Below are 24,176 nucleotides of genomic sequence, written 5' to 3' on the forward strand. Positions count from 1 at the left end.
GCGCGGCGGAAGCGGGGCTGGTGGCAACCCCGGCGACGAGCGCCGCGGCCGACAACAGCGCCGCCGCCAGCAGGGAATGGCGGGTCACGGATCGACGCTAGCCCGGCCGTGGACCTACATCAAGACCGTTCGGCATCGGCTGGGTTTCCCGAGTGAGCGCGTCGGGCCACGTTCCTCTCCCGGCAGGCAGGCCAGGTACCTGCTGGCCGACAGCTACCGCCTGCTCGGCGACTCCCGCACGGCGCTGCGCGAGTACCGGGTGCTCGCCGACGGTGACGGCGCGGCCGTGAGGATCAGGGCAGCCCGTCGAGGAACGGGGCGTGGCTGTTCTGGAACTCCCAGCCGTAGTAGCGGTCCCAGTTGATCGACCAGGTCATCAGGCCGCGGATGGCCGGGGACGCGCCGCCGCGCAGGGTGTAGCCGCCGCAGTCGGTGTTGCGGGCCAGGCAGTCGAGGGCCTGGTGGACCTGGGCGGGCGGGGTGTACCCGTTGCCGGCGCTGACCGCGGCCGGGGCGCCGAACGCGATCTGGTCCTCGCGCAGGCCGGGGAACGTGTGGCCGGTGTTCCCGACCGGGAAGCCGGCCTTGACCATGTCGGTCATCGCGATGTGGAAGTCGGCGCCGCCCATGGTGTGGTACTGGTTGTCCAGGCCCATCACCGGGCCGGAGTTGTAGTCCTGGACGTGCAGCACGGTCAGCGCGTCCCGCAGCGCGTGGATCACCGGCAGGTACGAGCCCCGGCGGTTGTCGCCGCCGTTGCCCGCGCCGTAGAACTGGTAGCCGACCTGGACGAAGAACGTCTCCGGGGCCATGCTGAGGATGAAGTCGTCGCCGTAGCGGGACTTCAGGGCGCGCAGCGCGTCGATCAGGTTGACGATCACCGGGGTCGTGGGGTTGCGGAAGTCGGTGTCGCCGGGGTCCAGGTACAGCGAGTGGCCCTCGAAGTCGATGTCCAGGCCGTCGAGGCCGTACCGGTCGATGATCGCCGACACCGACGAGACGAACCGGTCCCGCGCGGCGGTCGTGGTGAGCTGAACCTGGCCTCCTGCGCCGCCGATGGAGATCAGCACCTTCTTGCCCTGGGCCTGCTTCGCCTGGATCGCGGCGGCGAACTCGGCTTCCGACTCGACGTTCGGGCACTCGGCGGCCGGGCAGAGCTGGAAGCGGATGTCGCCGGAGGTCGGGGTGGTCGGCTCGCCGAAGGCCAGGTTGACCACGTCCCACTCGGCCGGCACGTCGGCCATCCGCAGGTAGCCGGACCCGTTGGCGAAGCTGGTGTGCAGGTAACCGATCAGCGCGTGCCGGGGCAGGTCGGCGGCCTGGCAGCCGGCGGTCGTCGCGGTCACCGGGGCGCTGCGGGCCGACTCGCCGGCGGCGTTGTGCGCCACCACCGCGTAGGTGTGGGTGGAGCAGGCGGCGAGCCCGGTGAGGACGGTCGAGGTGCCGGACACGCTGGCGCGCGAGGACGTTCCCTCGTACACGCGGTAGCCGTCCGCGCCGGACACCGCGGGCCAGGACAGCGCCACCGACGACTCGGTCACCGCGCCGACGGTCGGGGCTCCCGGGGCCGCGGGCGTGCCGGGTTCGCTGCCGCCCGGACCGTCGAGGGCCACGTCGTCGGCGTGGTAGGTGCCGGCGCCGTACCAGCCGTGCAGGTACAGCTCCGCCGACGTCTGGTCGGCGCCGCTGGTGAAGGTCAGCGACAGCTCGGTGTACGCGGTCGCCGCGGTCCAGGTCGACGGCCCGCCGGCGACGCCGAGGTACACCGGGTTCCCGCGCACCCAGGCGGAGACGGAGTACGTCGTGTTCGGTCGGACGGCCACGGTCTGGGCGCAGCGGGCGTGGTCCGAGGCGGTCGCGGTGGCGGCGAGCGCGTGACCGCCCGAGCGGACCGGGCCGGTCACCACCGATCCGCCCGAGCACGTCCAGCCCGCGAGCGTCCCGGTCTCGAAGCCGGGGTTGGTCACCAGGTTCGCCGCCGAGACGGGGGTGGCGAGCCCGAACAGGACACCGAGGGCGGCGAGAACCGCGAGTACTCGCCGCCTCATGGCAGCGTGTCCAGGTGCGGCGCGACCGTGCGGGCGAAGTTGTTGCCGTTGGTGACGTCCCAGTTGATCGACCACGTCATCGCGCCTCGGATGCCCGGATAGGTCCTGGGTGGTTGGAACGAGCCGCAGTTCGTGCCGCGGGCCAGGCAGTCCAGCGCGTCGGTCACTACCGAGGGCGCCACGACCCCGCCGCCGGCCGCGCCCGGTCCGGCTGGCAGGCCGACCGCGACCTGGTCGGGTCGCAGCCCGTTCTCGAGCTGGATGCAGGCGAGCGCGGTGATGAAGTCGACGCTGCCCTGGTGGTAGGCCTGCGCCTGGTCGCAGCCGAGCATCGAGCCGGAGTTGTAGAACTGCGTGTGCACCACGGTCAGGATGTCGCGGATCTCCAGCGCCAGGGCGAAGTACGAGCCGCTGGTGGACTGCATGTCGATGGTCTGCGGGGCCATCGTGATGATCAGGTCGGAGCCGACCTGACCGCGCAGGTCGCGCAGTGCCTGGGCCATGTAGGTCGGGTTCAGGCCGTTCTCCAGGTCGATGTCGACCCCGTCGAAGCCGTACTCGGCCATGATCGAACGCACGCTGTTGGCGAAGTTCGTGGCCGAGGCGGAGTCGCCGACGCTCACCCGGCCCGCCTCGCCGCCGACCGACAGGATCACCTTCTTGCCGCGCGCCTGCAACGCGGCGACGTCGGCCTTGAGCTGGGCGTTCGTGTACCCGCCGAGCGCGGTCGACAGCTCGGGGTCGACCCCGAACGTGACCTGCCCCGGCGTCGAGGTCGCCTCGGCGAACGCGACCGCGATCAGGTCGTAGGAGTCGGGCACGTCCGACAGGCGCAGCTCGGTGGCCGGGTTGACGAAGTTGTGCCAGTACCCGGTGAGGAAGTGGCGGGGCAGGTCGGCCTGCGGGCAGCCGGCCGTGGTGGCCGTGACCGGCGCGCTGCGGGCGGACTCCCCGACGTCGTTGAAGGCGGCGACCGTGTAGGTGCGGGAGGTGCACGCCGCCAGCCCGGAGACGGTGACCGAGGTGCCGGTGACCGTGGCGCGCACGGTGTCGCCCTCGTACAGCCGGTACCCGCTGGCCCCGGCGACCGCGTCCCAGCCCAGGGTGATGGCCGACGTGGTGGTCCCGGTCACCCGAACGGTGCCCGGCGTGGCCGGAACGCCCGGTTCCGGATCGGTCCCGCCACCGCACGACTGCCCGTTGACCAGGCAGTTCGTCGGCGCGCCCGGTCCGGAGCCGATGAACCCGAAGCTCACCGAGGCGCCGGGCGCGATGGTGCCGTTGTACTCGCGGTTGGTGAAGGTGTGGTGGTTGCCGTTCGAGGTCAGCAGGGCGTCCCAGTAGGTGCCCAGCGAGGTGCCGGCGGGTAGGTCGAACTCGACCCGCCAGCCGTTGATGGTGCTGGTACCGCCGTTGGTGACGGTGATCCGGCCTTCCCAGCCCGACCCCCAGTCGGACGTCTTGACGAAGGCCGCCCGCTCCCCGGCCGCGCTCGCGACCGGCGCGACGGTACCGAGACAGGCGAGAACCATGGCGAGAACCAGAACGAGGGGACGCTTCATCGCTGACCTCCACGAGTACGCGCGGCGAGCAGGGAGGCACCGCACGTTAGCTAAATGTCTAGACCAATGACCGGCCGTTGTCTAGTCCAATTTGCCCCGGGAATGCCGGACTCGGGATGCTTGTTGACGGGGGTAGTTGAAGACGCAACTAGTTGAGGGTGATGAGAGTGATGCAGTTCGGGATCTTCACGGTCGGGGACGTGACCACGGATCCGACGACCGGGCGGACGGTCAGCGAGTACGAGCGGATCAAGTCGATGGTGACGATCGCCCTCAAGGCGGAGGAGGTCGGGCTGGACGTGTTCGCGACCGGCGAGCACCACAATCCGCCGTTCGTGCCGTCGTCGCCGACGACGATGCTCGGGTACGTCGCGGCGCGGACCGAGCGGCTGATCCTGTCCACCTCGACCACGCTGATCACCACGAACGACCCGGTCAAGATCGCCGAGGACTTCGCGATGTTGCAGCACCTCGCCGACGGGCGGGTGGACGTGATGATGGGGCGGGGGAACACCGGGCCCGTCTACCCCTGGTTCGGGCAGGACATCCGGCAGGGGATCCCGCTGGCGATCGAGAACTACGCGCTGCTGCACGAGCTGTGGCGCAAGGACGTCGTCGACTGGGAGGGGCGGTTCCGGACCCCGCTGCAGGGCTTCACCTCGACTCCGCGCCCGCTCGACGGCGTGCCGCCGTTCGTGTGGCACGGGTCGATTCGCAGCCCGGAGATCGCCGAGCAGGCCGCCTACTACGGCGACGGGTTCTTCGCCAACAACATCTTCTGGCCCAAGGAGCACTACATGCGCCTGATCGGGCTGTACCGGCAGCGCTACGCCCACTACGGGCACGGCACCCCGGAACAGGCCATCGTCGGGCTCGGTGGGCAGGTGTTCATGCGGAAGAACTCCCAGGACGCGGTGAACGAGTTCCGGCCGTACTTCGACAACGCGCCGGTGTACGGGCACGGACCATCACTGGAGGACTTCATGGCGCAGACGCCGCTGACCGTCGGCAGCCCGCAGCAGGTGATCGACCGGACGCTCGGGTTCCGCGAGCACTTCGGCGACTACCAGCGGCAGCTGTTCCTGATGGACCACGCCGGGCTGCCGCTGAAGACCGTGCTGGAGCAGCTGGACATCCTCGGCGAGGAGGTCGTCCCGGTGCTGCGCGAGGAGTTCGCCGTCGGGCGGCCGGCCGAGGTGCCGGACGCGCCGACGCACGCCTCGCTGAAGGCCGCCGCGCGGGAGGTGTCGGTCGGATGAGGACGCTCGCCGTGGTGTCGGCCGGCGTGACCGTGCCGTCGTCGACCAGGCTGCTCGCCGACCGCCTCGCCGCGGCGGTCGGTGGGCAGACCGAGGTGTCGGTGGAGGTGGTGGAGCTGCGTGAGCTGGCCACCGACATCGCGCAGAACATGGTCACCGGGTTCCCGAGCCCTCGGCTCGCGGCCGCCATCGAGCAGGTGACCGGGGCGGACGGGGTGATCGCGGCCACCCCGATCTTCACCGCCTCGTACTCGGGGCTGTTCAAGTCGTTCTTCGACGTGGTCGAGCACGACGCGCTGGTGGGCAAGCCGGTGCTGATCGCGGCGACCGGTGGCACGGCCCGGCACTCGCTGGCGCTGGAGCACGCGCTGCGGCCGATGTTCACCTACCTGCGCGCGGTCGTGGTGCCGACGGCGGTGTACGCCGCGTCGGAGGACTGGGCGTCCGCGGGCGGCGACGACCTGGCGCACCGGATCGCCCGCGCGGCCGGCGAGCTGGTCGAGCTGATGACCGGGCGCCCGCCGTCCGCCGCCCCGCCGGAGGAGCAGGTGATCCCGTTCGAACAGCAGTTGGCCGCCCTGCGGCTGCCGCGCGAGCGGGAGTGACGGAGGCCGGGGCGGGCGCCGCCCCGGTCTCGAACACGGTCAGAAACTGGTCTCGCCGGGCAGGCCGAAGTAGTCGTGCCACTTGGCGCCGCCGAGGAAGCCGGTGCCGTTGGAACGCGCCGTGTAGACGTCGGCCAGGTCGTTGTGGGTGAACGTCACGATGTCGTCCAGGCCGTCGCCGTCGAAGTCACCGGTGTACGGGAACTCGCCGGCCAGGCCGAAGAAGTCGTTCCACTTCTGCTCGGTGCCGGTGAAGCCGGAACCGTTCGACATGGCCACGTACACGTCCGCCGCCGCGTTCGTGGTGAATGTGGCGATGTCGGCCATGCCGTCGCCGTTGAAGTCGCCGACCCTGGGCTGCTCGCCGCCGACGGCGAACCAGTCGTGCCACTTGGCGCTGCCGCCGAAGCCCGTTCCGGTCGACAGGGCCACGTAGACGTCGGCGAGCGTGCCGCGGGTGAAGACCACGATGTCGTCCCGGCCGTCGCCGTTGACGTCGGCCACGCCCGGGTACTCGCCGGCGATGCCGAAGAAGTCGTGCCACTTCACCCCGGGGCCGAACGACGTGCCGTTGGACAGGGCCACGTACACGTCGGCCGCCGCGTTGCGGGTGAACGTGACGATGTCGTCCAGGCCGTCGCCGTTGACGTCACCGACCGACGGGACCTCGCCGTTCAGCGAGAAGTAGTCGTGCCACTTGACGCCCGGCCCGAACGACGAGCCGTTCGACAGCGCGACGTAGACGTCCGCGAGCGAGCCGTGGGTGAACGTGACGATGTCGTCCATGCCGTCGCCGTTGAAGTCCCCGGTCAACGGGGTCTCGCCGGACAGCGCGAACCGGTCGTGCCACTTCACCGACGTGCCGGAGAAGCCCGAGCCCGACGACAGGGCGACGTAGACGTCGTCCAGCGGGCCGTGGGTGAACGTGACGATGTCGTCCATGCCGTCACCGTTGAAGTCCGTCGACGATCCCGTGTAGACACCGGACGACGAGCTGCCGCCGTTCACCAGGTCCAGGTAGTAGTCCCAGTTCCAGTGCGGGCCAGGGTCGGTGTGGTCGTTGCCCGGCACCTCGTTGTGGCCGACGATCCCCTGGCGGTTCTTCGGGATCCCGTGCCGGTCGGCGAGCCAGCGGGACAGCGCCGCCGACGACCGGTACATCGAGTCGGTGAACCACGACGGGTTGTCGACGAAGCCCTCGTGCTCGATGCCGAGCGTTCTCGGGTTCGCCGAGCGCGCGTGGTACGCGGTGTCGCCGTCGCGCACCATCTGGGTGACCTCGCCGTTGGACGACTTCACCACGTAGTGCGCGCTGACCCCGGACGCCGGGTTCTGGAACCAGCTGATCGTGCCGGCGTACGAGCCCTGGGTCACGTGCACCACGATCTGGTCGATCGCCGCCGACCGGCCGTTGGCGTAGTTGCCGCTGTGCGCGGGGATCCACCGGGAGTCCGGGTAGTCCATGCCCTGCGCCGACACGTCCTCGCGGGCCGCCGGGGCGGGCAGCCCGGGGTGCGCCGGCACGCCGACCAGCTCGCCGTCGGGCGTGCGGGTCTGCAGGCCGGCGCGGAGCAGGTCGTACACGGTGCCGGCGTACATCGCGGCCACCGAGTCGTCGGCGGCGCCGCTGTAGTCCTCGACCACCGGGAGCCACGCGGCCAGGTCGTCGCGGTCGGCGCCGGACATGCCGGCGTCGTCGGCGAGCGAGCGCAGCACGGCGGCGCCGCCGCGCACGTTGGCCGCCCGGTCGGCCTTCAGCTCGGCGACCGGCTCGCCGGTCAGCTCAGCGGCCAGTTCGAGGGTCTGCCGCTTCGGGTTGCTCACCAGGTGCATCACGCCGTACCCGTTGTCCTGACTGGGTTTCCCGGCGTGTCCGTCCAGGTGCGTCTCGCCGTGGCCGACGGCGACGAGCAGGTCGCGCGGGACGTCGAACTCCTCGGCGGCGCCGGCGAACGCGGCGTTCAGGCCGTCGGCTTCAGCGGCCTGGGCTGGCCAGGCGGCCAGGCCGAGCGTGGTCAGGGTCGCCGCGCCGAGCGCGAGCAATCGTCTGCTCATGGGAACCTCTCTCAGAAGCTGGTCTCACCAGCGAGGCCGAAGAAGTCGTGCCACTTGGCGCCGCCGAGGAAGCCGGTGCCGGTGGAGCGCGCGGTGTAGACGTCGGCGAGGCTGTTGTGGGTGAACGTGACGATGTCGTCCAGGCCGTCGCCGTCGAAGTCGCCGGTGTAGGGGAACTCGCCGGCGAGCGCGAAGAAGTCGTTCCACTTCTGCTCGGTGCCGGTGAAGCCCGAGCCGTTCGACAGCGCGACGAACACGTCGGCTGCGGCGTTCGTGGTGAACGTGGCGATGTCGGCCATGCCGTCGCCGTTGAAGTCGCCGATCCGCGGCAGCTCCCCGCCGACCGCGAACCAGTCGTGCCACTTGGCGCTGCCACCGAACCCGCTGCCGTTCGACAGCGCCACGTACACGTCGGCGAGGTCGCCCCGGGTGAACACCACGATGTCGTCCCGGCCGTCGCCGTTCACGTCGGCCACGCCCGGGTACTCGCCGGCCAGGCCGAAGAAGTCGTGCCACTTGATCCCCGGCCCGAACCCGGAGCCGGTGGACAGCGCCACGTAGACGTCGGCCGCCGCGTTGCGGGTGAACGTGACGATGTCGTCCAGGCCGTCGCCGTTGACGTCACCGACCGACGGGACCTCGCCGTTCAGCGAGAAGTAGTCGTGCCACTTGACGCCCGGCCCGAACGACGAGCCGTTCGACAGCGCGACGTAGACGTCCGCGAGCGAGCCGTGGGTGAACGTGACGATGTCGTCCTTGCCGTCGCCGTTGAAGTCCCCGGTCAGCGGGGTCTCGCCGGTGAGGGCGAACCGGTCGTGCCACTTCACCGAGGTGCCGTCGAACCCGGCTCCGGTGGACAGGGCGACGTAGACGTCGTCGAGCGGGCCGTGGGTGAAGGTCACGATGTCGTCCCGGCCGTCGCCGTCGAAGTCGGTCGACGAGCCGGTGAACACCCTCGGGCTGATCATGCCGGCCGCCTCGGCCAGCATCGCACGAGCCTTGCCCTCGGCCTGGTCGTAGCGCTCCGGGCAGCACGAGCGCTGCACGCTCTGCGCGAGCTGGCCGGCGGTGTAGTGCGGGTACTTCGGCTCGTTGGCCTGGGCCTGGATGAAGAACTGGGTGGCCGCGTACGGCACCTGCATGATCTGCTCCGGCGTGCCCCAGCCCTGGCTTGGCCGCTGCTGGAACACGCCGAGCGAGTCCTTGTCGCCGCACGGCAGGTTGTTCATGTGCGACTCGACCCAGCCCGCCTCGAACGCGGCCAGCATGACCTTGTCCGAGACGTTCCGGTCGAGCCCCACCTGGTAGACGGTGCGGATGACGTTCGGATCGTGGTTGGGCGGGATGCTGGGGCAGGCATGAGGGTTCACGCTCAGCGGCACGTGGTCGCCGGTCGGGGGCGCCGGCGGTGGTGCGGCGGTCGCGGGGGCGGTGAGCATGCCGAGGACCAGTGCCGCGGCCGCCAGCGCGGTCACCGCTCCCCGGACGGGTCTGTACCTGGACATGTGCAGGGTGTCCTTCCAGGAAATCGTTTACGTCAGAAGGAGCGTTCGCCGGGCAGACCGAAGAAGTCGTGCCATTTCTGTTCGGTGCCGACGAACTCGGACCCGTTCGACAGCGCCACGTACACGTCCGCGGAGGCGGTGTGGGTGAACGTCACGATGTCGTAGAGCCCGTCGCCGTTGAAGTCACCCGTGTACGGGAACTCCCCGGCGAGCGCGAAGAAGTCGTGCCACTTCCGTTCCGTGCCGACGAACTCGGACCCGTTCGACAGCGCCACGTACACGTCGGCCGCGGCGTTCGTGGTGAACGTGGCGATGTCCGCGCGGCCGTCGCCGTCGAAGTCGCCGACGCGGGGTTGTTCGCCGCCGACCGAGAACCAGTCGTGCCACTTGACGCCCGGCCCGAACCCGGTGCCGGTGGACAGCGCGACGTACACGTCGCCGGTGGTGCCCCGGGTGAAGGTGATCAGGTCGTCGCGGCCGTCGCCGTCGACGTCGCCGAGGGCGGGGAATTCCTCGCCGATCGCGAAGAAGTCGTGCCACTTCTGTCCGGCCCCGAACGACGTGCCGGTGGACAGCCCGACCCACACGTCGCCCGCCGCACCCCGGGTGAACGTCACGATGTCGTCGAGGCCGTCGCCGTTCACGTCGCCGACGGCGGGGATCTCGCCGGTGAGCGCGAACCGGTCGTGCCACTTGGCCGACGGTCCGAACCGCAGACCGTCGGACGCCGCCACGTACACGTCGTCCAGCGGGCCGTGGGTGAACGTGACGATGTCGTCCCGGCCGTCGCCGGTGAAGTCCCCGGTCAGCGGGGTCTCGCCGGCCAGGCCGAAGAAGTCGTGGGCTTTGACGCTGGCGCCGAACCCGGTGCCGGTCGACGGCGCGGTGTAGACGTCGGCGAGTTGGTTGACGGTGAACGTGACGATGTCGTCCTTGCCGTCGCCGGTGACGTCGGTCGGCGAGCCGCCGAACAGCCCGCTGCCGCCACCGCCGCAGTTCCCGCTGGTGTGGTAGCGGATCGCACCGCTGTAGGGCAGCGCGACACCGTCGATCACGATCGGCTGGTTGGCGCCGTCGGCCTCCTGCTCGTAGTGCAGGTGCGGGCCGGTGGAGTTGCCCGTGCTGCCGACCTTGCCGAGTTCGGTACCGGCCGCCACGTACTGGCCTCGGGACACCGAGAACGCGGACAGGTGCGCGACCATGCTGGTCCAGCCCCCGCCGTGGTCGACCCGGACGTAGTTGCCGTAGCCGGCGTGGTTGGGCACCACGTCGATCACGGTGCCCGGCGCGGACGCGAGCGCCGGCGTGCCGAGGTCCTCACCGCCGGCGATGTTGAAGTCGAGCGCGTTCACCACCTCGCTGGAGTGGTGGTAGTACTGCCGCTGCTCGCCGCACGGCCAGGGCGCGCGGAAGTTCGGCCGCGGCCCCGCCTGGATCGTCGCGGGCGGTGTGTCGTCGACGATCCGGGGCTGGGCCGCCTCGGCGGCCGGACCGTCCTTCGGGGTGGCGGTGGCTGTTGCGGTGGCTGTTGCGGTGGCGGTGGGGACGACGACGGCCGAGGTGACCGCCGCCGCGATGACGAGTCTTCGCCAGCGGGTCATGGTCGTCCTGCTCTCAGATCAGGCTGGGTCGGGGGATGGCGGTGCCGGCCGCGAGCTGGTCGTGCCACTTCGCGGAGGTACCGAAGGACGACGCGGTCGAGGTCGCCACCCACACGTCGGCGGCGGCGCCTCGGGTGAAGGTGAGGACGTCGGTACGACCGTCGCCGTTCACGTCGCCGAGGCCGGGCGCCTCGCCGGCGGTCGCGAAGAAGTCGTGCCAGCGCCAGGCGTTCTGCACGAACCGGCCGCCGTCGGACAGCGACACGTACACGTCCGCCGTGTCGCCCCGGGTGAACGTGACCACGTCGTCGCGGCCGTCGCCGTTCACGTCGCCGGTGCCGGCCAGCTCGTCACCGATGGCGAAGTGGTCGTGCCAGCGCCAGACCTCCTGCACGAACGCGACGCCGTTGGACAGCGACACGTACACGTCGCCCTGCGCGCCGCCGGTGAACACGGCCACGTCGTCGCGGCCGTCGCCGTCGAAGTCGCCGACCGCCGGGCGTTCGGCGCCGTAGCCGAAGTTGTCCTGCCACTTCACGCCCGGCCCGAACCCGTTCCCGGTGGACAACGCCACGTACACGTCGCCAGCGGTGCCGAGGGTGAAGGTGATCAGGTCCGCGCGCCCGTCGCCGTTCACGTCGCCCAGTTCGGGGTGCTCGGTGCCGATGGCGAAGTGATCGTGCCACTTGGCGGACGGGCCGAAACCGTCCCCTGTGGACAGCGACACGTACACGTCGGCGGCCGTGCCCCGGGTGAACGTGACGATGTCCGCGCGGCCGTCGCCGTTCACGTCGCCGGTGCGCGGCACCTCGCCGTCGACGGAGAAGTAGTCGTGGCCCTTCACCGGCGCGCCGAAGGCCGACCCGGTGGACCGCGCGGTCAGCACGTCGGCCGCCGCGCCCTGGGTGAACACCACCGCGTCGTCCCGGTTGTCGCCGTCGACGTCGCTGGTGTTCCGCGCCTCCACCCGCGCGCTCACCGCTGCGGACACGGGCCCGGCGTTGCCCGCGCGGTCCACGGCCACCACGCGGTAGTACCGCTGCGCGCCCGCCGGCAGCGGGCCGTGCCGGAACACCGGCGAGGTCGTGGTGCCGACCAGGCCGCCCGTCGACCCGGGCGATGTCGACGCGTACACCCGGTACCCGGCCACGCCCACGTCGTCGGTCGCCGGGCTCCAGCTCAGCGGGACCGCGTGCGTGCGGCCCTGTCCGACCGCGAGCCCGCCGACTCCGCTGGGCGCGGTCGAGTCGGTGAACGGCGCGACCAGGTTCAGCGCCTCGTACCGGGACGCCGTCCAGCGCGGGCCGTTCGGCACCAGCCGCACGGTGATCGTGGACTTCCCGGCGGTCAGCGCCGCCGGCAGGGTGAAGTCGTCGTCGAGCCAGCGCTGGAACGTGTTGCCGAGCGCCTGGACCCAGGTACCGGCCGGCCGCCCGTCCACGGTGACCGCCGCCGACTGGTACGCGGTGTTCTGGTCGCTCGTGCGGCGCAACCGGACGCCCTGGTTGCCCGGGTCGACGGCGAGCCGGAAGCTGACCGCGCCGCCGGTCGAGCGGACCTGGGCGGTCAACGCGTCGTGGTCCTCGTCGCCCTCGTACACCGCGGTCAGCCCGTACTGGTCGGCCCCACCCGATTCGGTGTAGGCGTGCGCGGCGCGGCTGCCGGCATCACCGACGACGACCGTGTCGGTCGTGCGGCTCGCCACGTCCTGGCGGGTGTAGAGGAACGCGGTGCTGCTCTCGGCGACCGGCATGTCGTTCTGCGGCCCGTGCTCGATGCCGAACCGCAGCCCGGCCGTGTACGACACCGCGTCGCCGATCTGGATCCGGTACATCGAGTCGCACTCGACCGCGCACGAGCCGGTGCGGATCCGGTGTCCGGTGTTGCCGGTGAACACGCCGGAGTACTCGCCTCGGTTGTAGTACCAGCCGGACTCGTAGTAGTCCTCGGTACCCGTGCCGTGAAACTGCGGGCTGCGCGAGCCGTCGACGTGGATCCGCTCGTCGCCCTCGAGGTAGCCGCGCTCGTTGCCACCCGGCACGGAGTTCCGCACGGTCTGGGAGACGCCGAGGAACCGCCCCCGGCCCGGCTGGTCGGCCACGATCCAGTCCCTGGCCTGCGTGGTCTCGCCATGGCGGGAGTCGGTGGTGAAGTGCCCGGAGCCGCCGCCCGGGCCGAGCTCGGTGGCCCAGCGGGCGTTCGGCGCGTGCGTGATCTCCGCCTCGATCCCGGAGATCCGGCCGCCGGTGGTGTTCACCAGCCGCACGGTCGCGCTCGACGCGTACGGCATCATCCACCACGCGCTGTACCAGCCGCCCGGGTTCGGGTCCATGCCGAACATCAGCGCGCGCACGTCCCGCTCCCCCAGGCCCGCGCCGAAGAACTCACCGACCGGGGAGTCCACTGTGGTCCGTCCGTCGAAGGTGATCCGCAGCCGCAGCCCGGCGAGGTTCGCCTCGGTGTCGGCGGAGTCGGGCACCCGCAGGCGCAGCCCGGTGATCGCGGCCGGGCCGTCGAGGTCCGCCAGCGTCGCGGTCGCGCCGGGACCGGGTGAGACGGTCGCGGTCTCGGTGCGCGCGCCCGGCTGCGCCGGTTTCGGGTCGAGCCGTCCGGCCTGGCGGAGCGTGTTGACCACGTCGGTGGCGGGATCGTCCTGGTCGAACCGGGCGACGCCGTCGGCGGTGGCGAACTCCCGGTAGCCGACGTGGTAGAAGAGCGGGTTGTTCGTGGTGGTGACGAGCATCGACTCCCGGTAGGGCATCGGCACCTTGATGGTGACGCCGCCGGAGGTCTGGTCGGCGTTGGTCACCAGCGGCCAGACGAACGGCGCGCCGAGGTCGCCGTTCACGACGCGCTGCAGGTTGGTGTCGAGCACGGTCACGCCGTCCAGCACGATCCGGATGTTCCCGGTGGCGGTGACGTCGCCGTTGTCGCGGGTGAACCAGATCGACTGGAGCTCACCCGGTCCCCGGTCCTCGGCCAGCACGCAGCCGGGGCCGCCGGTGCGCAGGCAGGAGTAGCGGCCGACGAAGCCGTCGTCGTTGCTGCCGTTGCGGGCGAAGCTGGAGAACTGCTTGGTCTGCGAGCCGGACGCCAGGTCCGGCAGCAGGTCCAGCCGGCGGTAGGTGTCCCAGCCGACCGGACCGTTGCTCGCGGCCGGGCCGGTGTCGGCTGCCGCGCTGGGGACGGTGACCATTCCGGTCACCGCGAGGGCGAGTGAGGAAACGACGGCGAGCAGGGATCGCCGGATTCTCCGCATCGTGGGCCACCTTCCGGTCCGGACGCGCGAGTAAACGATTACTCGCAGTGTGCGGCTGGTACTTACTCACGTCAATAGACCGGGTGGCGGTACCGATTCACGAACCGAGACCGTCGAACAAGGGTATTGCCGGATTGTCCTACGACACGTAGCGTAAGCAGTTACCCACAACCGGCGAGAGATGGGACGTGATCCCCATGACCTCCGCTCGAAGCGCCGTGGAACCCAGGGCGCTACGCCGTGCCTACGCCGCGAGCCTGTCCGGGACCGCGCTGGAGTACTACGACTTCGCGGCCTACTCGGTCGCCGCCGCCACGGTGTTCGGCGACCTGTTCTTCCCCTCCGGCGACGACCTGGTCGGCACGATGGCCGCGTTCTCCACCTACGCGGTCGGCTACCTCGCCCGCCCGCTCGGCGGGTTCGTGTTCGGCCGGCTCGGCGACGTGCTGGGACGCAAGAAGATCCTGGTCCACACGCTGCTGCTGGCCGGGATCGCGACGTTCCTCATCGGCCTGCTGCCGACGCACGCGGCGATCGGCGGCCTGGCCGCGGTACTGCTGGTGCTGCTCCGGTTCGCCCAGGGCGTCGCGGTCGGCGGCGAGTGGGGCGGCGCGGTACTGCTGTCCAGCGAGTACGGCGATCCGCGCCGACGGGGTTTCTGGGCGTCGGCCGCGCAGATCGGACCACCGGCCGGCACGCTGCTCGCGAACGGCGTGCTGGCGCTGCTGTCCGGGACGATGTCGGAGGCGGCGTTCACCTCGTGGGGCTGGCGGATCGCGTTCCTGCTGTCGGCCGTGCTCGTCCTGTTCGGACTGTGGATCCGGCTGCGGCTTGAGGAGACGCCGGTGTTCCAGCGGATCGCCGACCGGGGCGAGCGGCCCAGCGCGCCGGTGTCCGAAGTGGTCACCACCGAGCGCAGGGCGCTGGCCGCCGGGATCCTCGTGCGGGTCTGCCCGGACGTGCTGTACTCGCTGTTCACCGTGTTCACGCTCACCTACATCACCCAGGAGCTGGACATGTCGCGCAGCGAGGGCTCCACCGCGGTGATGATCGGCTCGGCGTGCCAGCTGCTGCTGATGCCGGCGTTCGGCGCGCTGTCCGACCGGATGAACCGGCGCCTGCTCACCCTGGTCGGCACGATCGCGGCGGCGATCTGGCCGTTCCTGTTCTTCCCCATGCTCGGCGACGGCTCGTTCGGTCTGCTGGTGCTCGGCACCGTGGTGGCGCTGGCGATCCACGCGATGCTGTACGGCCCGCAGGCGGCGCTGCTCACCGAGCAGTTCTCGCCCCGGCTGCGCTACACCGGCTCGTCGCTGGCCTACACGCTCGCCGGCGTGATCGGCGGCGCGCCCGCGCCACTGATCCTGACCGCGCTGCTCGCGCTGGTCGGCAACTGGTGGATCCTGGGGGCGTACGTGGTGTTCAGCGCGGTGCTGACCGCGATCGGGCTGTGGCTCGCCCGCGACCCGGTGGTGGAGTCCGAAGAGGAGACGACCCGTGAGGTGGCGACCACATGACTGACGACATGACACCATCTGTCCTCAACCCAACCCGCGCTGTCCCCAACCGCACCTCAGGGGAACGTGACGCAACCCGGCCACAAGTACGTGACCAAACAGAACCTTTCGTCCCCCAAAGTGACCCCAACCAAAAAATCCGGGGAGGCGGAGAAGGCATCGACCTGAACTGTGATGTGGCGGAGGGTTTCGGGGCCTGGCGCATCACCGACGACGACGCGCTGCTCGGCGTGGTGTCCAGCGCCAACATCGCGTGCGGCTTCCACGCCGGTGACCCCGGGACGATGCGGCGGGCGTGCGAGACGGCGGTGCGCAACGGGGTGGCGATCGGCGCGCACGTCGGCTACCGGGACCTCGCCGGGTTCGGCCGGCGGTACGTCGACGTCCCGCCGGCGGAGCTGACCGACGACGTGCTGTACCAGCTCGGCGCGCTGCACGCGTTCGCGGCGGCGGCCGGTGGGTGGGTCGGCTACGTCAAGCCGCACGGCGCGCTGTACGGGACCATCGGCCGCGACGACGCCCAGGCGGGCGCGGTGGTCGAGGCGGTCCACCAGTTCGACGCGACGCTGCCGGTGCTCGGGCTGCCCGGATCGCGCTGGCTCGCGATCGCCGACAAGGCCGGGCTTCCCGTGGTGCGCGAGGCGTTCCTGGACCGCGGGTACACCCCGGACGGCCGGCTGGTGCCGCGCCGGTCGCCGGACGCGCTGCTGTCCGACCCGGCCGCGGTCGCGGAGCGGTGCGTGCGGCTGGCCGAGGCGGGCGAGATCGTCGCCGTCGACGGGACCGTGCTCACGGTCGACGCGCGGTCGGTGTGCGTGCACGGCGACACGCCTGGCGCGCTGGAGCTGGTCACGGCGGCCCGGGAGGCGCTGACCGGGGCCGGGGTGACGGTGCGGAGCTTCGTGTGAGGGTGCTGCCGTGCGGGGACGCGGCGCTGCTGCTCGACACCGAGGCGGCGCTCGGCCTGTACGCGGCGCTGGCGGACGCGCCGCCGGCCGGGGTCACCGATCTCGTGCCGGCGGCCAGCACGCTGCTGGTCCGGTTCGACCCGGCCGAGGTGTCCGCCGAGGAGCTGGCACGGGAGCTGGCGGCGGTCGAGCCGGTGTCCCGGGTGTCGGCGGCGGGCGAGCTGGTGGAGGTGCCGGTCCGCTACGACGGCGAGGACCTGGCTGAGGTGGCGGCGCGCACCGGGCTCGGCGTGGCCGGGGTGGTCGAGGCGCACGCGGCGCCGGAGTACGTGGTCGCGTTCTCCGGGTTCGCACCGGGTTTCGGCTACCTGACCGGCCTGGACGACCGGCTGCGGCTGCCGAGGCGGGACACGCCCCGGGTGCGGGTGCCGGCCGGCTCGGTGGGGGTGGCCGGCGAGTTCACCGGGGTGTACCCGCGCTCCTCGCCGGGCGGCTGGCACCTGCTCGGCCGCACGACCGTGCCGCTGTGGGACGCCGGCCGGACGCCGCCGGCCCTGCTGCGCCCGGGCAACCGGGTGCGGTTCGTGCCGGTGGACTCCCTCGACCCCGCTCCTCCGTCCACTGTGGAGCGCCCGGAGCCGGCCGCGGGGATCGAGGTGGTCCGGTGTGGACCGCTGGCGACCGTGCAGGACCGGGGGCGGCCCGGCTTCGGCTCGATGGGGGTCGGCCGGTCCGGCGCCGCCGACGCGGGGGCGGCGGCGCTGGCGAACCGGCTGGTGGGCAACGCCGAGCACGCGGCGGTACTGGAGCTGACCCTCGGCGGCGCGACGCTCGTGTTCCGGGCCGCCACGCTGGTCGCGGTGACCGGCGCGCCGTGCCCGCTCGACCGCGACGGCCGGGCCGAGGCGCCGAACGCGCCGTTCACCGTGCCCGCGGGCGGTCGCCTGACGATCGGGGCGCCCGAGGTCGGCCTGCGCGGCTACGTCGCCGTCCGGGGTGGCGTCGCGGTGCCGCCGGTGCTCGGGTCCCGCGCCACGGATGTGCTCGCCGGCCTCGGCCCGGACGCGCTGTCGCCCGGCACCGTGCTCCCGGTCGGCACCGACCACGATGGACCGCCGCCGGCGGTCGAGGTGGCACCGGTGCCCGCGCTGGAGTCCGGCGACCTGGAGGTGCGGGTCGTCCCCGGCCCCCGCGCCGACTGGTTCACCCCCGACGCCCTGGACACCCTGCGCCGAGGACGGTACGTGGTCACCGCGGACAGCAACCGCGTCGGCCTCCGCCTGGACGGCCCCGCGCTCGCCCGGGCCAGGGACGGTGAGCTGCCCAGCGAGGGCATGGTGGCCGGCGCGATCCAGGTGCCGCCGTCCGGGCAGCCGGTGCTGTTCCTCGCCGACCACCCGGTCACCGGCGGCTACCCGGTGATCGGGGTGGTGCACACCCGCGACCTGGGGATCCTCGCCCAGGCCCGGCCCGGCCAGGCGGTCACCTTCCGGGTGGTTCAGCGGGCGGCGGCCCGGTAGACCGCGACGAGCTGGTGCTCGGAGTCGCTGAGGTAGGTGCGCAGGAGACGTTCCGCCTCGGGGCCGTCGCCGGTCTCGACGACGGCCAGGATCTCGCGGTTGCGCTCCAGGTACGGCTCGTGCAGGCCGCGGGGGTCGTTCACGGTGTGGAAGTGCAGGCGCAGCTCGGCGAGTACGCCGCGCATCAGGTCGTCCATCCTCGGACTGCCGGCCAGGGCGGTGATGGCCTGGTGGAACAGCATGTTCGCGGTGCCGAGGCCGCGCCAGTCCCGCGCACGCACCGCCTCGTCGCCCTGCGCGACCGCGGCCGCCATCGCCGACCCGTCCGGCGGTGCGGTCAGCTCGCGGACCACGCCGCACTCGAGCAGGGTGCGCAGCCGGTAGAGGTCGACCAGGTCGTCGAGCGTGAGCCGGCGGACGAACACGCCCCGGTTGAGCTCGTGCACCAGCAGCCGCTCGTGGGTCAGCAGCCGGAACGCCTCCCGCACGGTGTTCCGGGAGACCTTGAGCGCGGTCCCGATCGAGTCCTCGGCGAGCCGCTCCCCCGGCGCGAAGAACCCCTCGGTGATCCGGGTGCGCAGCACGTCGGCCAGCCGCTCCACCGTGCTGGTCCGGCCGAGCAACCCCCGGTCGGCAGCGAGCTCCAGGTCCGCGCTCACAACACTCCCACCATCTCCGACCTGCGGTTTCCACCTCGATTGTATCGCCTTCCGGCACCCCGGGGCGCCAGGGGATTTCGCGGATTTCTTGGCCGCTTTCGGCCTACTCGGAAAAGTGGCCAGTATGCACCAGGAATGGACAGTTGCTGGACCCGGTCGGCTACTTCCCAGTAAGGCTGGACAGGCACCGCACGGCTTGGCAAAGTGCCCGGCACACACCGGGCACTGACATTCGTCATACCGAAGGAACCTGTATTCGTGACCAAGATATTCATCAACTACCGCACGGCCGACGAACCCTACGGCGCAACGCTTCTTGATCAGGAACTGAGCCGGCACTTCGGCCGGGAAATGGTGTTCCGGGACGCCGAGTCCATTCCGCTGGGCGCCGACTTCGAGACCGAGATCATGGCCGCGGTTCGCGACTCGGACATTCTGCTCGCGGTCATCGGCCCGAACTGGCTGACCGCCGCCGACGCCGCAGGAAATGTCCTGCTCGACAACGAGCGGGACTTCGTTCGCCGGGAGATCGCGACCGCGCTGGAGCACGGTGTCCGGGTGATCCCGGTGCTGATGAACGCCACCCGGATCGTGCCGGGCGCGCTGCCCGCCGACATCGCCGGGCTGGCCAGGTGCCAGGACGTCCGGGTGGACTTCCGGAACAGCACGTTCGACCTCGGGGCGCTGGTGGACCGGCTGCGCGAGCTCACCGGGAAGCCCATCCCGTCCCCCGAGCCCGAGCGCGCGACGATCAAGGCGCAGTTCAACGACCAGGTGACCGTCCAGCGTGACTTCGTCATCAACTGAGGCCGAGAAGCCGGCGGCGGAACCGGCGGCCGAGGAACAACCCGAGCCCCGCACCGCCGCGCCGAGCCAGGAGCAGGCGCTCTCCCAGCTGAAGGCCGACGTGGGCGAGCGCACCGACCACGCCAGGGCCAGAGAGATCACCTCCCGGCGGATGGACAAGGTGATCAACGCGGGCGCGGTCTTCAACGCGCCCGTGACGATCGCCGGCGACTTCGGCGTCGGCTGGCGGCCGCCGGCCGGCGCCACGTCGGGCGGGACACCCGTACCGGACGGACACTTCTACGAGCGGCTCCGCGGCTACGTCGAGGCACCCGGCTTCCGTGCCGCAGAGCGAGTCCTGCGCACCGGGCACCTGGTCGTACTGGCCGCGCCGAGCCGGATCGGCCGCGAGACCACGGCGTTCAAGCTGCTCGACGGGCTCCTGCCCGGCGGGCGGCCGTCGGTGTTCGAGCTGCCGTCGACGATGCTGGGCAGCGCCGTGTGGCAGGTGCCGGCCGAGGGCGCCGGCTATGTCGTGCACGACCGCTCGCCGGCGAGCGTGCACCGCCGCACCTGCGCCGCGGACGCCGTCGACGACGCCTGGCTGACCAGGACCAGCGAACTGCTCAAGGCGGCCGGCAGCTTCCTCGTGGTGATCACCGGCGCGGTGGGCGGCCAACTCGCCGCGGCCACCCGGCGCGACGAGTTCGTCATGCCGCACCTCGGACCGCCGGAACTGGCCGAGGTGGTCCGGAACCGGGTGCTGGTCAGCGGCATGGAGATCCATCCCGACGCGCTGGACCGGCGGCTCGCCGAGCCCGAGGTGGCCGGCGTCCTCGCCGAGGTGCTGGCCGAGCGGCCCCATCCGAGCTTCGCCGTGCAGGTCGCCGACGCCGTGCTCGGCGCGCTGCGCGACCGGCGCGACCTGGCCGAGGCGCTGGAGTCGCTGCGCGAACCCGACGCGCAGGCCCGCGACTGGCTGGCCGGCGAGCTGCCGCCCGCGGAGGTGGCGTTCGCGCTGGCCACGGCGGTCCTTGAGGAGTCCAGCTACCTCACCGTGTCCGACGCGGCGGTGCGGCTCGCGCGCTCGTTCGTCGACGAGCTGGACGACGAGGCGCTGCGCTACCGCCGGGCACTCGTCGCCGACCACAGCTGGATCGAGCTGGCCCCGCCGGATCCCGACGGCGGGTCGGCGGTGCGCGAGGTGGTCCGGTTCCGCGGGCCGCGGCTGCAGCAGGCCGTGCTCAGCCACGCCTGGTACGAGCTCGACGGTATGCGGACGAAGATCCTCGCCTGGCTGGCGGACCTGGCCGGGCACTCCGACGTGGAGGTGCGGGCCAGGGCGGCGACCGCCGCCGGCATGCTGGCCGTGCTGGACTTCCAGCACGCGCTGCACCGCTACCTGCTGCCCTGGGCGAAGAGCACGGACCCAGCCCGCCGGCACAGCGTGGCGATCGCGCTCGGCGTGGCCGGCCGGCTCGACCAGCACACCGAGCGGGTGTGGACGCTGCTCGACCAGTGGGCGGCCGACGTGTCCGACGAGGACAGCCGACTCCCGTCGACGGCCGCGCTGGCCGCCGGCGGGCCGCTCGGCCTGGCCGCGCCCGACCGGGCGGTGCGGCTGCTGCGCACGCTGGCGACCGAGGGGACCTGGGGGCTCCTCGAACCGGTGGTGCTCGGCGGCCTCGCGCTGGTCGAGGCCGGCCAGGCCGGGCGGGTGCTGCGGGCGCTGCTCGACTGGAGCGAGCCGCAGGACGACAGCGACCAGGTGGTCCGGGCGCTCACCGTGTTCGCCTACGCGCTCGGCGCCACCACCGACGGCGCCACCACGCCCGTGCTGCTGGCCGAGGCGCACCGGCACGCCGACGAGCTGCCCGAGCTGTGGGGCCGGGCGCTGTCCTGCCCGCCGGTGCGGCCGCTCGCGCTGGACGCGCTGCGGGACTGGCTGCGGGTGGCCGACCGCGATCCGGCCGCACACGAAGCCGTGTTGGACATCGTCGCGGGGATCGTGGACCGCGGTCCGACCGACCTGCGGCGCCTGCAACACCACCTGGAGCGGTGGGCCACCGACGAGGACGACCCGTCGCCGGCCGCCGCGCACATCTTCGATCAGCTCGCCGAGGCGGGAGAGGACTGACGTGCCGGAGCAGAAGACCTACGACCCGATCCTGGAGACCACCGAGCTGCCACGGCTGCGGCTCGGCGCGCTGACCCCGCCGAGGATGGGCACCGCCCTGGTGCTCGAGCCGGCGCGCGGCGAGCCGCTGGTGGTGCTGCCCGGCGAACGGGTGCCCGACCGCGTGTTCGGCAACTACCGCCGCTCGCACCTGGTCGACCTGGGGAACTACGGGCTGGAGCTGACGGTGGCGCTGCCCAGCCAGGACCCGTCGTTCCGGTTCGACACCACGGTGTCGTTCAACTGCCAGGTGACGAACCCGGTGATGGTCACCACCAACAACATCCGGGACATGACCTCGGCCGTCCGGCCCCGGCTGGTCAAGATCCTGCGCGCGGTGTCGCAGCGCTACGACGTGCTGGACGTGGCCGCGGCCGAGGCGGCGATGAACTCCGCGCTGGACCGGTACTACGGCAACTCGGCGGCGCGGCTCGGCGAGTTCACCGTCGAACTGGAGACGGGCGGGACGTCGGCGATCCACGAGGTGCGCCGGCAGGCGCGGCTGGGCGGCATGCGGCGCGGGGACATGCGGCAGGTGGTCGATGGCGGCAAGAACGAGATGTTCGCGCAGTGGCTCGCGCTGCACGACGGCGATCCGGACGCGTTGTTCGCGCAGGAGGCCGACGGCACCGAGCTGGAGCGGATGTTCCAGCTCGAGGCGATGCGGATGTACCTGTCCTCCGGCGACGACGTGGAGGCGTTCGACAAGAGCCGGGTGCGCGAGTACATCGCCGAGCGGGTCCTCGGCGACAAGATGGGTCCGAAGCCGGACACCGGGAAGCGACTGTCCAGAAGGGACCGGATCCGCGCCTCGCTCGCCGCCGCGGATCAGGAGTCCGGAAAGGACACCCCGAAGGACGCACCGCCGGCCGTCGGTGAGCCGGAGGAGGATCGGTGACCGTTCCCCTGACGGTCTGGTCCTGCGCCGAGTGCGAGACGAACAACACGCTGGACTCGGCCGCCTGCCGGATCTGTGACGGCGATCGGACGGCGCTGTGCCGGGTGGTCGAGCCGCCCGTGCCGATGCCGTGGCGGCAGCTCGAGCCCGATCAGCGGTTCGGCCCGTCCCGGGAAGCCGTGCGGGCGTTGGAACGCCCGTTCGGCGGCACCCCGCCGGACCGCGCACCGGCCTCCCCGCCGGCACCGGCACCTCCGGCGAGCGACGGCGGGGTCCGCCGAGTCGTCGGCGTGTTGTCCGTGGTCGCCGCCGTCGGAGTCGGCGTGGCCCTGCTGGTCCAGCTGTTCGGCGGGCTGGCACCGGACGACGACGGAACCGCGCCGGCCGAGCCCGCCGGCGCCCCGGTCCCCTGCCCCGAGCCGGTGGCCCGGCACCTGCCGGAACCCGGTGCCACGCTGGTCGCCGCCTACCGGACCGACCGGCACCTGGTCACCCTCTGCCGGCTGCCGGGCGGCCAGGTGTTCTACGACGGCCGGCGCAGGGGCCGGCCGGCGACGCCGGAGAACGTGATCTCGCTGCGGGCCGGCCAGCGGCCGGACGGCTGGCTGGCCCGCAACGGCGCCACCACCTACCGGGTCACCGGGGACACGCTCGTGGTGTCCGACGGGAAGACCGTGCTCCTGCGGGACCGGCTGCGTCCGGTCACTCGGTGACCACATGCGTCCGCGCGCCCGCCGCCCCGTCGCCACCGCCGGCCGGCGCGTCGGTTGGCTGCCCGAGCAGCAGCGCGCCGGCGAGCACCCCGACGACGACCAGCCAGAGAGCGATCCGAAGAACCGTCGAGAACGAGACCACGACCGTCATGGCGAATCCCTTCCACCGGGCCCGATTTCCCTCGGGCCGTTGTTCGGTGAAATCCATGGTCCGGGCCCGGAGCGCCGGGCGGCAACGGGTTTCCTGTTTCCCACCGGAACCGGAAACGAGGCGGACCACCTTCGGGCCGGCCGAGTCGCCCGGGCCACCGAGCGCGCGGGATTACCGCCGCTATTATCGGCCGCCATGAACGCCAGATCCGACGGAAAACCGGCGGTTCGCCCCTTCGGCACCGAACCGTCCGCCGGGCACCTCGAGATCATGCGTGTACTCGGGCGCTCGGAGCGCGCCACCAGCGTGGTCGACCAGATCCTGGTCTCGGTCGGCACGGCCATTGTGGAGTCCAGGCTGCACCCGGGCGACGACCTGAACTCCGTCGAGTTGGCACGGATGTTCCAGAGCAGTCGCACCCCGGTCCGGGAGGCGTTGCTGACCCTGGAACGCGAGGGTTTGGTGGAGATCAACGCGCACCGCAGACCCAGGGTGCGGCGGCTGTCGCTGGACGAGGTGCGGGATATCTACGAGCTACGTTCCACGCTGTATGCATTGGTGAGCCGGCGTATTGTGGAGAATGCGACGGAATCCGAACTCGGCACGCTCCGGGACCTTCAACACCGGCTCGAACAAGCCGCCGACGCGGGCGATGTCGACCGGTACTTCTGGCTCAACGTCGACTTCCGGAACTACGAGGCGTCCATCGCGGGCAACCGCACGGTCCGCCGTGTGCTGGACGGCGTCGGCGTGCGGACCCTGCAGCTGCGGCACCTGAGCCTGTCGCTGCCCGGCCGGCTCGGCGCCTCGGTCGCCGACCACGAGCGGCTGCTGCGCGCCTACGAGGACCGCGACGCCGACCTGGCCTCGGCACTGACCCAGACGCTCGTGCGCCGTGGCCTCGCGGCCATCGAGACCTCTGGCTGGACGGGGCGCGGCGACTCCTAGGATCGA

18 protein-coding genes and 1 pseudogene are annotated in these 24,176 nt (G+C 71.9%); 11 read left to right on the plus strand and 8 right to left on the minus strand.

The features are described from left to right. Positions 1 to 293: 293 nt before the first annotated feature. Positions 294 to 2,048 (minus strand): chitinase, encoded by a 1,755-nt coding sequence (locus JT362_RS32795; protein ID WP_260195771.1) that lies wholly within the window; start codon positions 2,046 to 2,048, stop codon positions 294 to 296. After that, the gene (locus JT362_RS32800; protein WP_260195773.1) at positions 2,045 to 3,610 is read right to left on the minus strand and encodes a chitinase; all 1,566 of its coding nucleotides are present in this window, start codon (positions 3,608 to 3,610) and stop codon (positions 2,045 to 2,047) included. Before JT362_RS32800 ends, JT362_RS32795 begins: the two co-directional genes overlap by 4 nt. Positions 3,611 to 3,780: 170 nt before the next feature. Between JT362_RS32800 and JT362_RS32805 the strand changes: the two genes are divergently transcribed. Together JT362_RS32805 and JT362_RS32810 are read left to right on the plus strand one after the other, a co-directional pair. After that, positions 3,781 to 4,869 carry an LLM class flavin-dependent oxidoreductase gene (locus JT362_RS32805; protein WP_260195824.1) on the plus strand — a complete coding sequence of 363 codons (1,089 nt, stop codon included), beginning with the start codon at positions 3,781 to 3,783 and terminating at the stop codon, positions 4,867 to 4,869. Then, positions 4,866 to 5,474 (plus strand): FMN reductase, encoded by a 609-nt coding sequence (locus tag JT362_RS32810; RefSeq protein ID WP_260195775.1) that lies wholly within the window; start codon positions 4,866 to 4,868, stop codon positions 5,472 to 5,474. Before JT362_RS32805 ends, JT362_RS32810 begins: the two co-directional genes overlap by 4 nt. 39 nt (positions 5,475 to 5,513) lie before the next feature. Here JT362_RS32810 and JT362_RS32815 read toward each other — a convergent pair whose 3' ends face one another. The 4 genes from JT362_RS32815 to JT362_RS32835 are packed head-to-tail and all read right to left on the minus strand — an operon-like array spanning position 5,514 to position 13,894. Continuing rightward, positions 5,514 to 7,529, minus strand: a complete 2,016-nt coding sequence (locus tag JT362_RS32815; protein ID WP_260195776.1) for an N-acetylmuramoyl-L-alanine amidase — start codon at positions 7,527 to 7,529, stop codon at positions 5,514 to 5,516. Between the two features lie 11 nt (positions 7,530 to 7,540). Further along, on the minus strand, positions 7,541 to 9,034 hold the full coding sequence (locus JT362_RS32820) for an FG-GAP repeat domain-containing protein (protein ID WP_260195777.1): 1,494 nt from the start codon (positions 9,032 to 9,034) through the stop codon (positions 7,541 to 7,543). A gap of 32 nt (positions 9,035 to 9,066) precedes the next feature. Beyond that, entirely contained in the window at positions 9,067 to 10,635 is a 1,569-nt protein-coding gene (locus JT362_RS32825) for a peptidoglycan DD-metalloendopeptidase family protein (RefSeq protein ID WP_311202786.1), read from the minus strand. A 13-nt stretch (positions 10,636 to 10,648) separates the two neighbouring features. Continuing rightward, positions 10,649 to 13,894: a DUF2961 domain-containing protein gene (locus JT362_RS32835; RefSeq protein ID WP_260195778.1), complete on the minus strand. Its 3,246-nt coding sequence runs from the start codon at positions 13,892 to 13,894 to the stop codon at positions 10,649 to 10,651. A gap of 197 nt (positions 13,895 to 14,091) precedes the next feature. Between JT362_RS32835 and JT362_RS32840 the strand changes: the two genes are divergently transcribed. The 4 genes and pseudogenes from JT362_RS32840 (at position 14,092) to JT362_RS32855 (ending at position 17,839) form a co-directional block, all read left to right on the plus strand. Continuing rightward, positions 14,092 to 15,411, plus strand: coding sequence for an MFS transporter (locus JT362_RS32840; protein ID WP_260195779.1), 1,320 nt, complete (start codon positions 14,092 to 14,094; stop codon positions 15,409 to 15,411). A 137-nt stretch (positions 15,412 to 15,548) separates the two neighbouring features. Continuing rightward, complete coding sequence (locus tag JT362_RS32845; protein WP_260195827.1) at positions 15,549 to 16,319, plus strand: LamB/YcsF family protein; 771 nt, start codon at positions 15,549 to 15,551, stop codon at positions 16,317 to 16,319. Then, positions 16,316 to 16,912, plus strand: a pseudogene (gene pxpB / locus JT362_RS32850) (5-oxoprolinase subunit PxpB); the annotation flags it as partial. The gene JT362_RS32845 and the pseudogene pxpB, both read left to right, overlap by 4 nt. Positions 16,913 to 16,942: 30 nt before the next feature. Further along, positions 16,943 to 17,839 (plus strand): 5-oxoprolinase subunit C family protein, encoded by an 897-nt coding sequence (locus tag JT362_RS32855; RefSeq protein WP_260195828.1) that lies wholly within the window; start codon positions 16,943 to 16,945, stop codon positions 17,837 to 17,839. Here JT362_RS32855 and JT362_RS32860 read toward each other — a convergent pair. After that, complete coding sequence (locus tag JT362_RS32860; RefSeq protein WP_260195780.1) at positions 17,818 to 18,498, minus strand: GntR family transcriptional regulator; 681 nt, start codon at positions 18,496 to 18,498, stop codon at positions 17,818 to 17,820. The two genes, JT362_RS32855 and JT362_RS32860, sit on opposite strands and share 22 nt — an antisense overlap. Positions 18,499 to 18,756: 258 nt before the next feature. Between JT362_RS32860 and JT362_RS32865 the strand changes: the two genes are divergently transcribed. The 4 genes from JT362_RS32865 to JT362_RS32880 are packed head-to-tail and all read left to right on the plus strand — an operon-like array spanning position 18,757 to position 23,071. Then, positions 18,757 to 19,305 carry a toll/interleukin-1 receptor domain-containing protein gene (locus JT362_RS32865; RefSeq protein WP_260195781.1) on the plus strand — a complete coding sequence of 183 codons (549 nt, stop codon included), beginning with the start codon at positions 18,757 to 18,759 and terminating at the stop codon, positions 19,303 to 19,305. Then, the gene (locus JT362_RS32870) at positions 19,286 to 21,421 is read left to right on the plus strand and encodes an NACHT domain-containing protein (protein ID WP_260195782.1); all 2,136 of its coding nucleotides are present in this window, start codon (positions 19,286 to 19,288) and stop codon (positions 21,419 to 21,421) included. The genes JT362_RS32865 and JT362_RS32870 overlap by 20 nt, the downstream gene beginning before the upstream one ends. A 1-nt stretch (position 21,422) precedes the next feature. Continuing rightward, the gene (locus JT362_RS32875; RefSeq protein ID WP_260195783.1) at positions 21,423 to 22,358 is read left to right on the plus strand and encodes a hypothetical protein; all 936 of its coding nucleotides are present in this window, start codon (positions 21,423 to 21,425) and stop codon (positions 22,356 to 22,358) included. Further along, on the plus strand, positions 22,355 to 23,071 hold the full coding sequence (locus JT362_RS32880) for a hypothetical protein (RefSeq protein WP_260195784.1): 717 nt from the start codon (positions 22,355 to 22,357) through the stop codon (positions 23,069 to 23,071). Before JT362_RS32875 ends, JT362_RS32880 begins: the two co-directional genes overlap by 4 nt. Here the strand turns inward: JT362_RS32880 and JT362_RS32885 are convergent. After that, entirely contained in the window at positions 23,061 to 23,222 is a 162-nt protein-coding gene (locus JT362_RS32885) for a hypothetical protein (protein ID WP_260195785.1), read from the minus strand. The two genes, JT362_RS32880 and JT362_RS32885, sit on opposite strands and share 11 nt — an antisense overlap. 195 nt (positions 23,223 to 23,417) lie before the next feature. Between JT362_RS32885 and JT362_RS32890 the strand changes: the two genes are divergently transcribed. Continuing rightward, positions 23,418 to 24,170, plus strand: a complete 753-nt coding sequence (locus JT362_RS32890; protein ID WP_260195786.1) for a GntR family transcriptional regulator — start codon at positions 23,418 to 23,420, stop codon at positions 24,168 to 24,170. The last annotated feature ends 6 nt before the right edge of the window (positions 24,171 to 24,176 follow it).

This window comes from Actinophytocola gossypii (assembly GCF_025165815.1).
In the GTDB taxonomy this organism is placed as follows: Bacteria; Actinomycetota; Actinomycetes; order Mycobacteriales; family Pseudonocardiaceae; genus Actinophytocola; species Actinophytocola gossypii.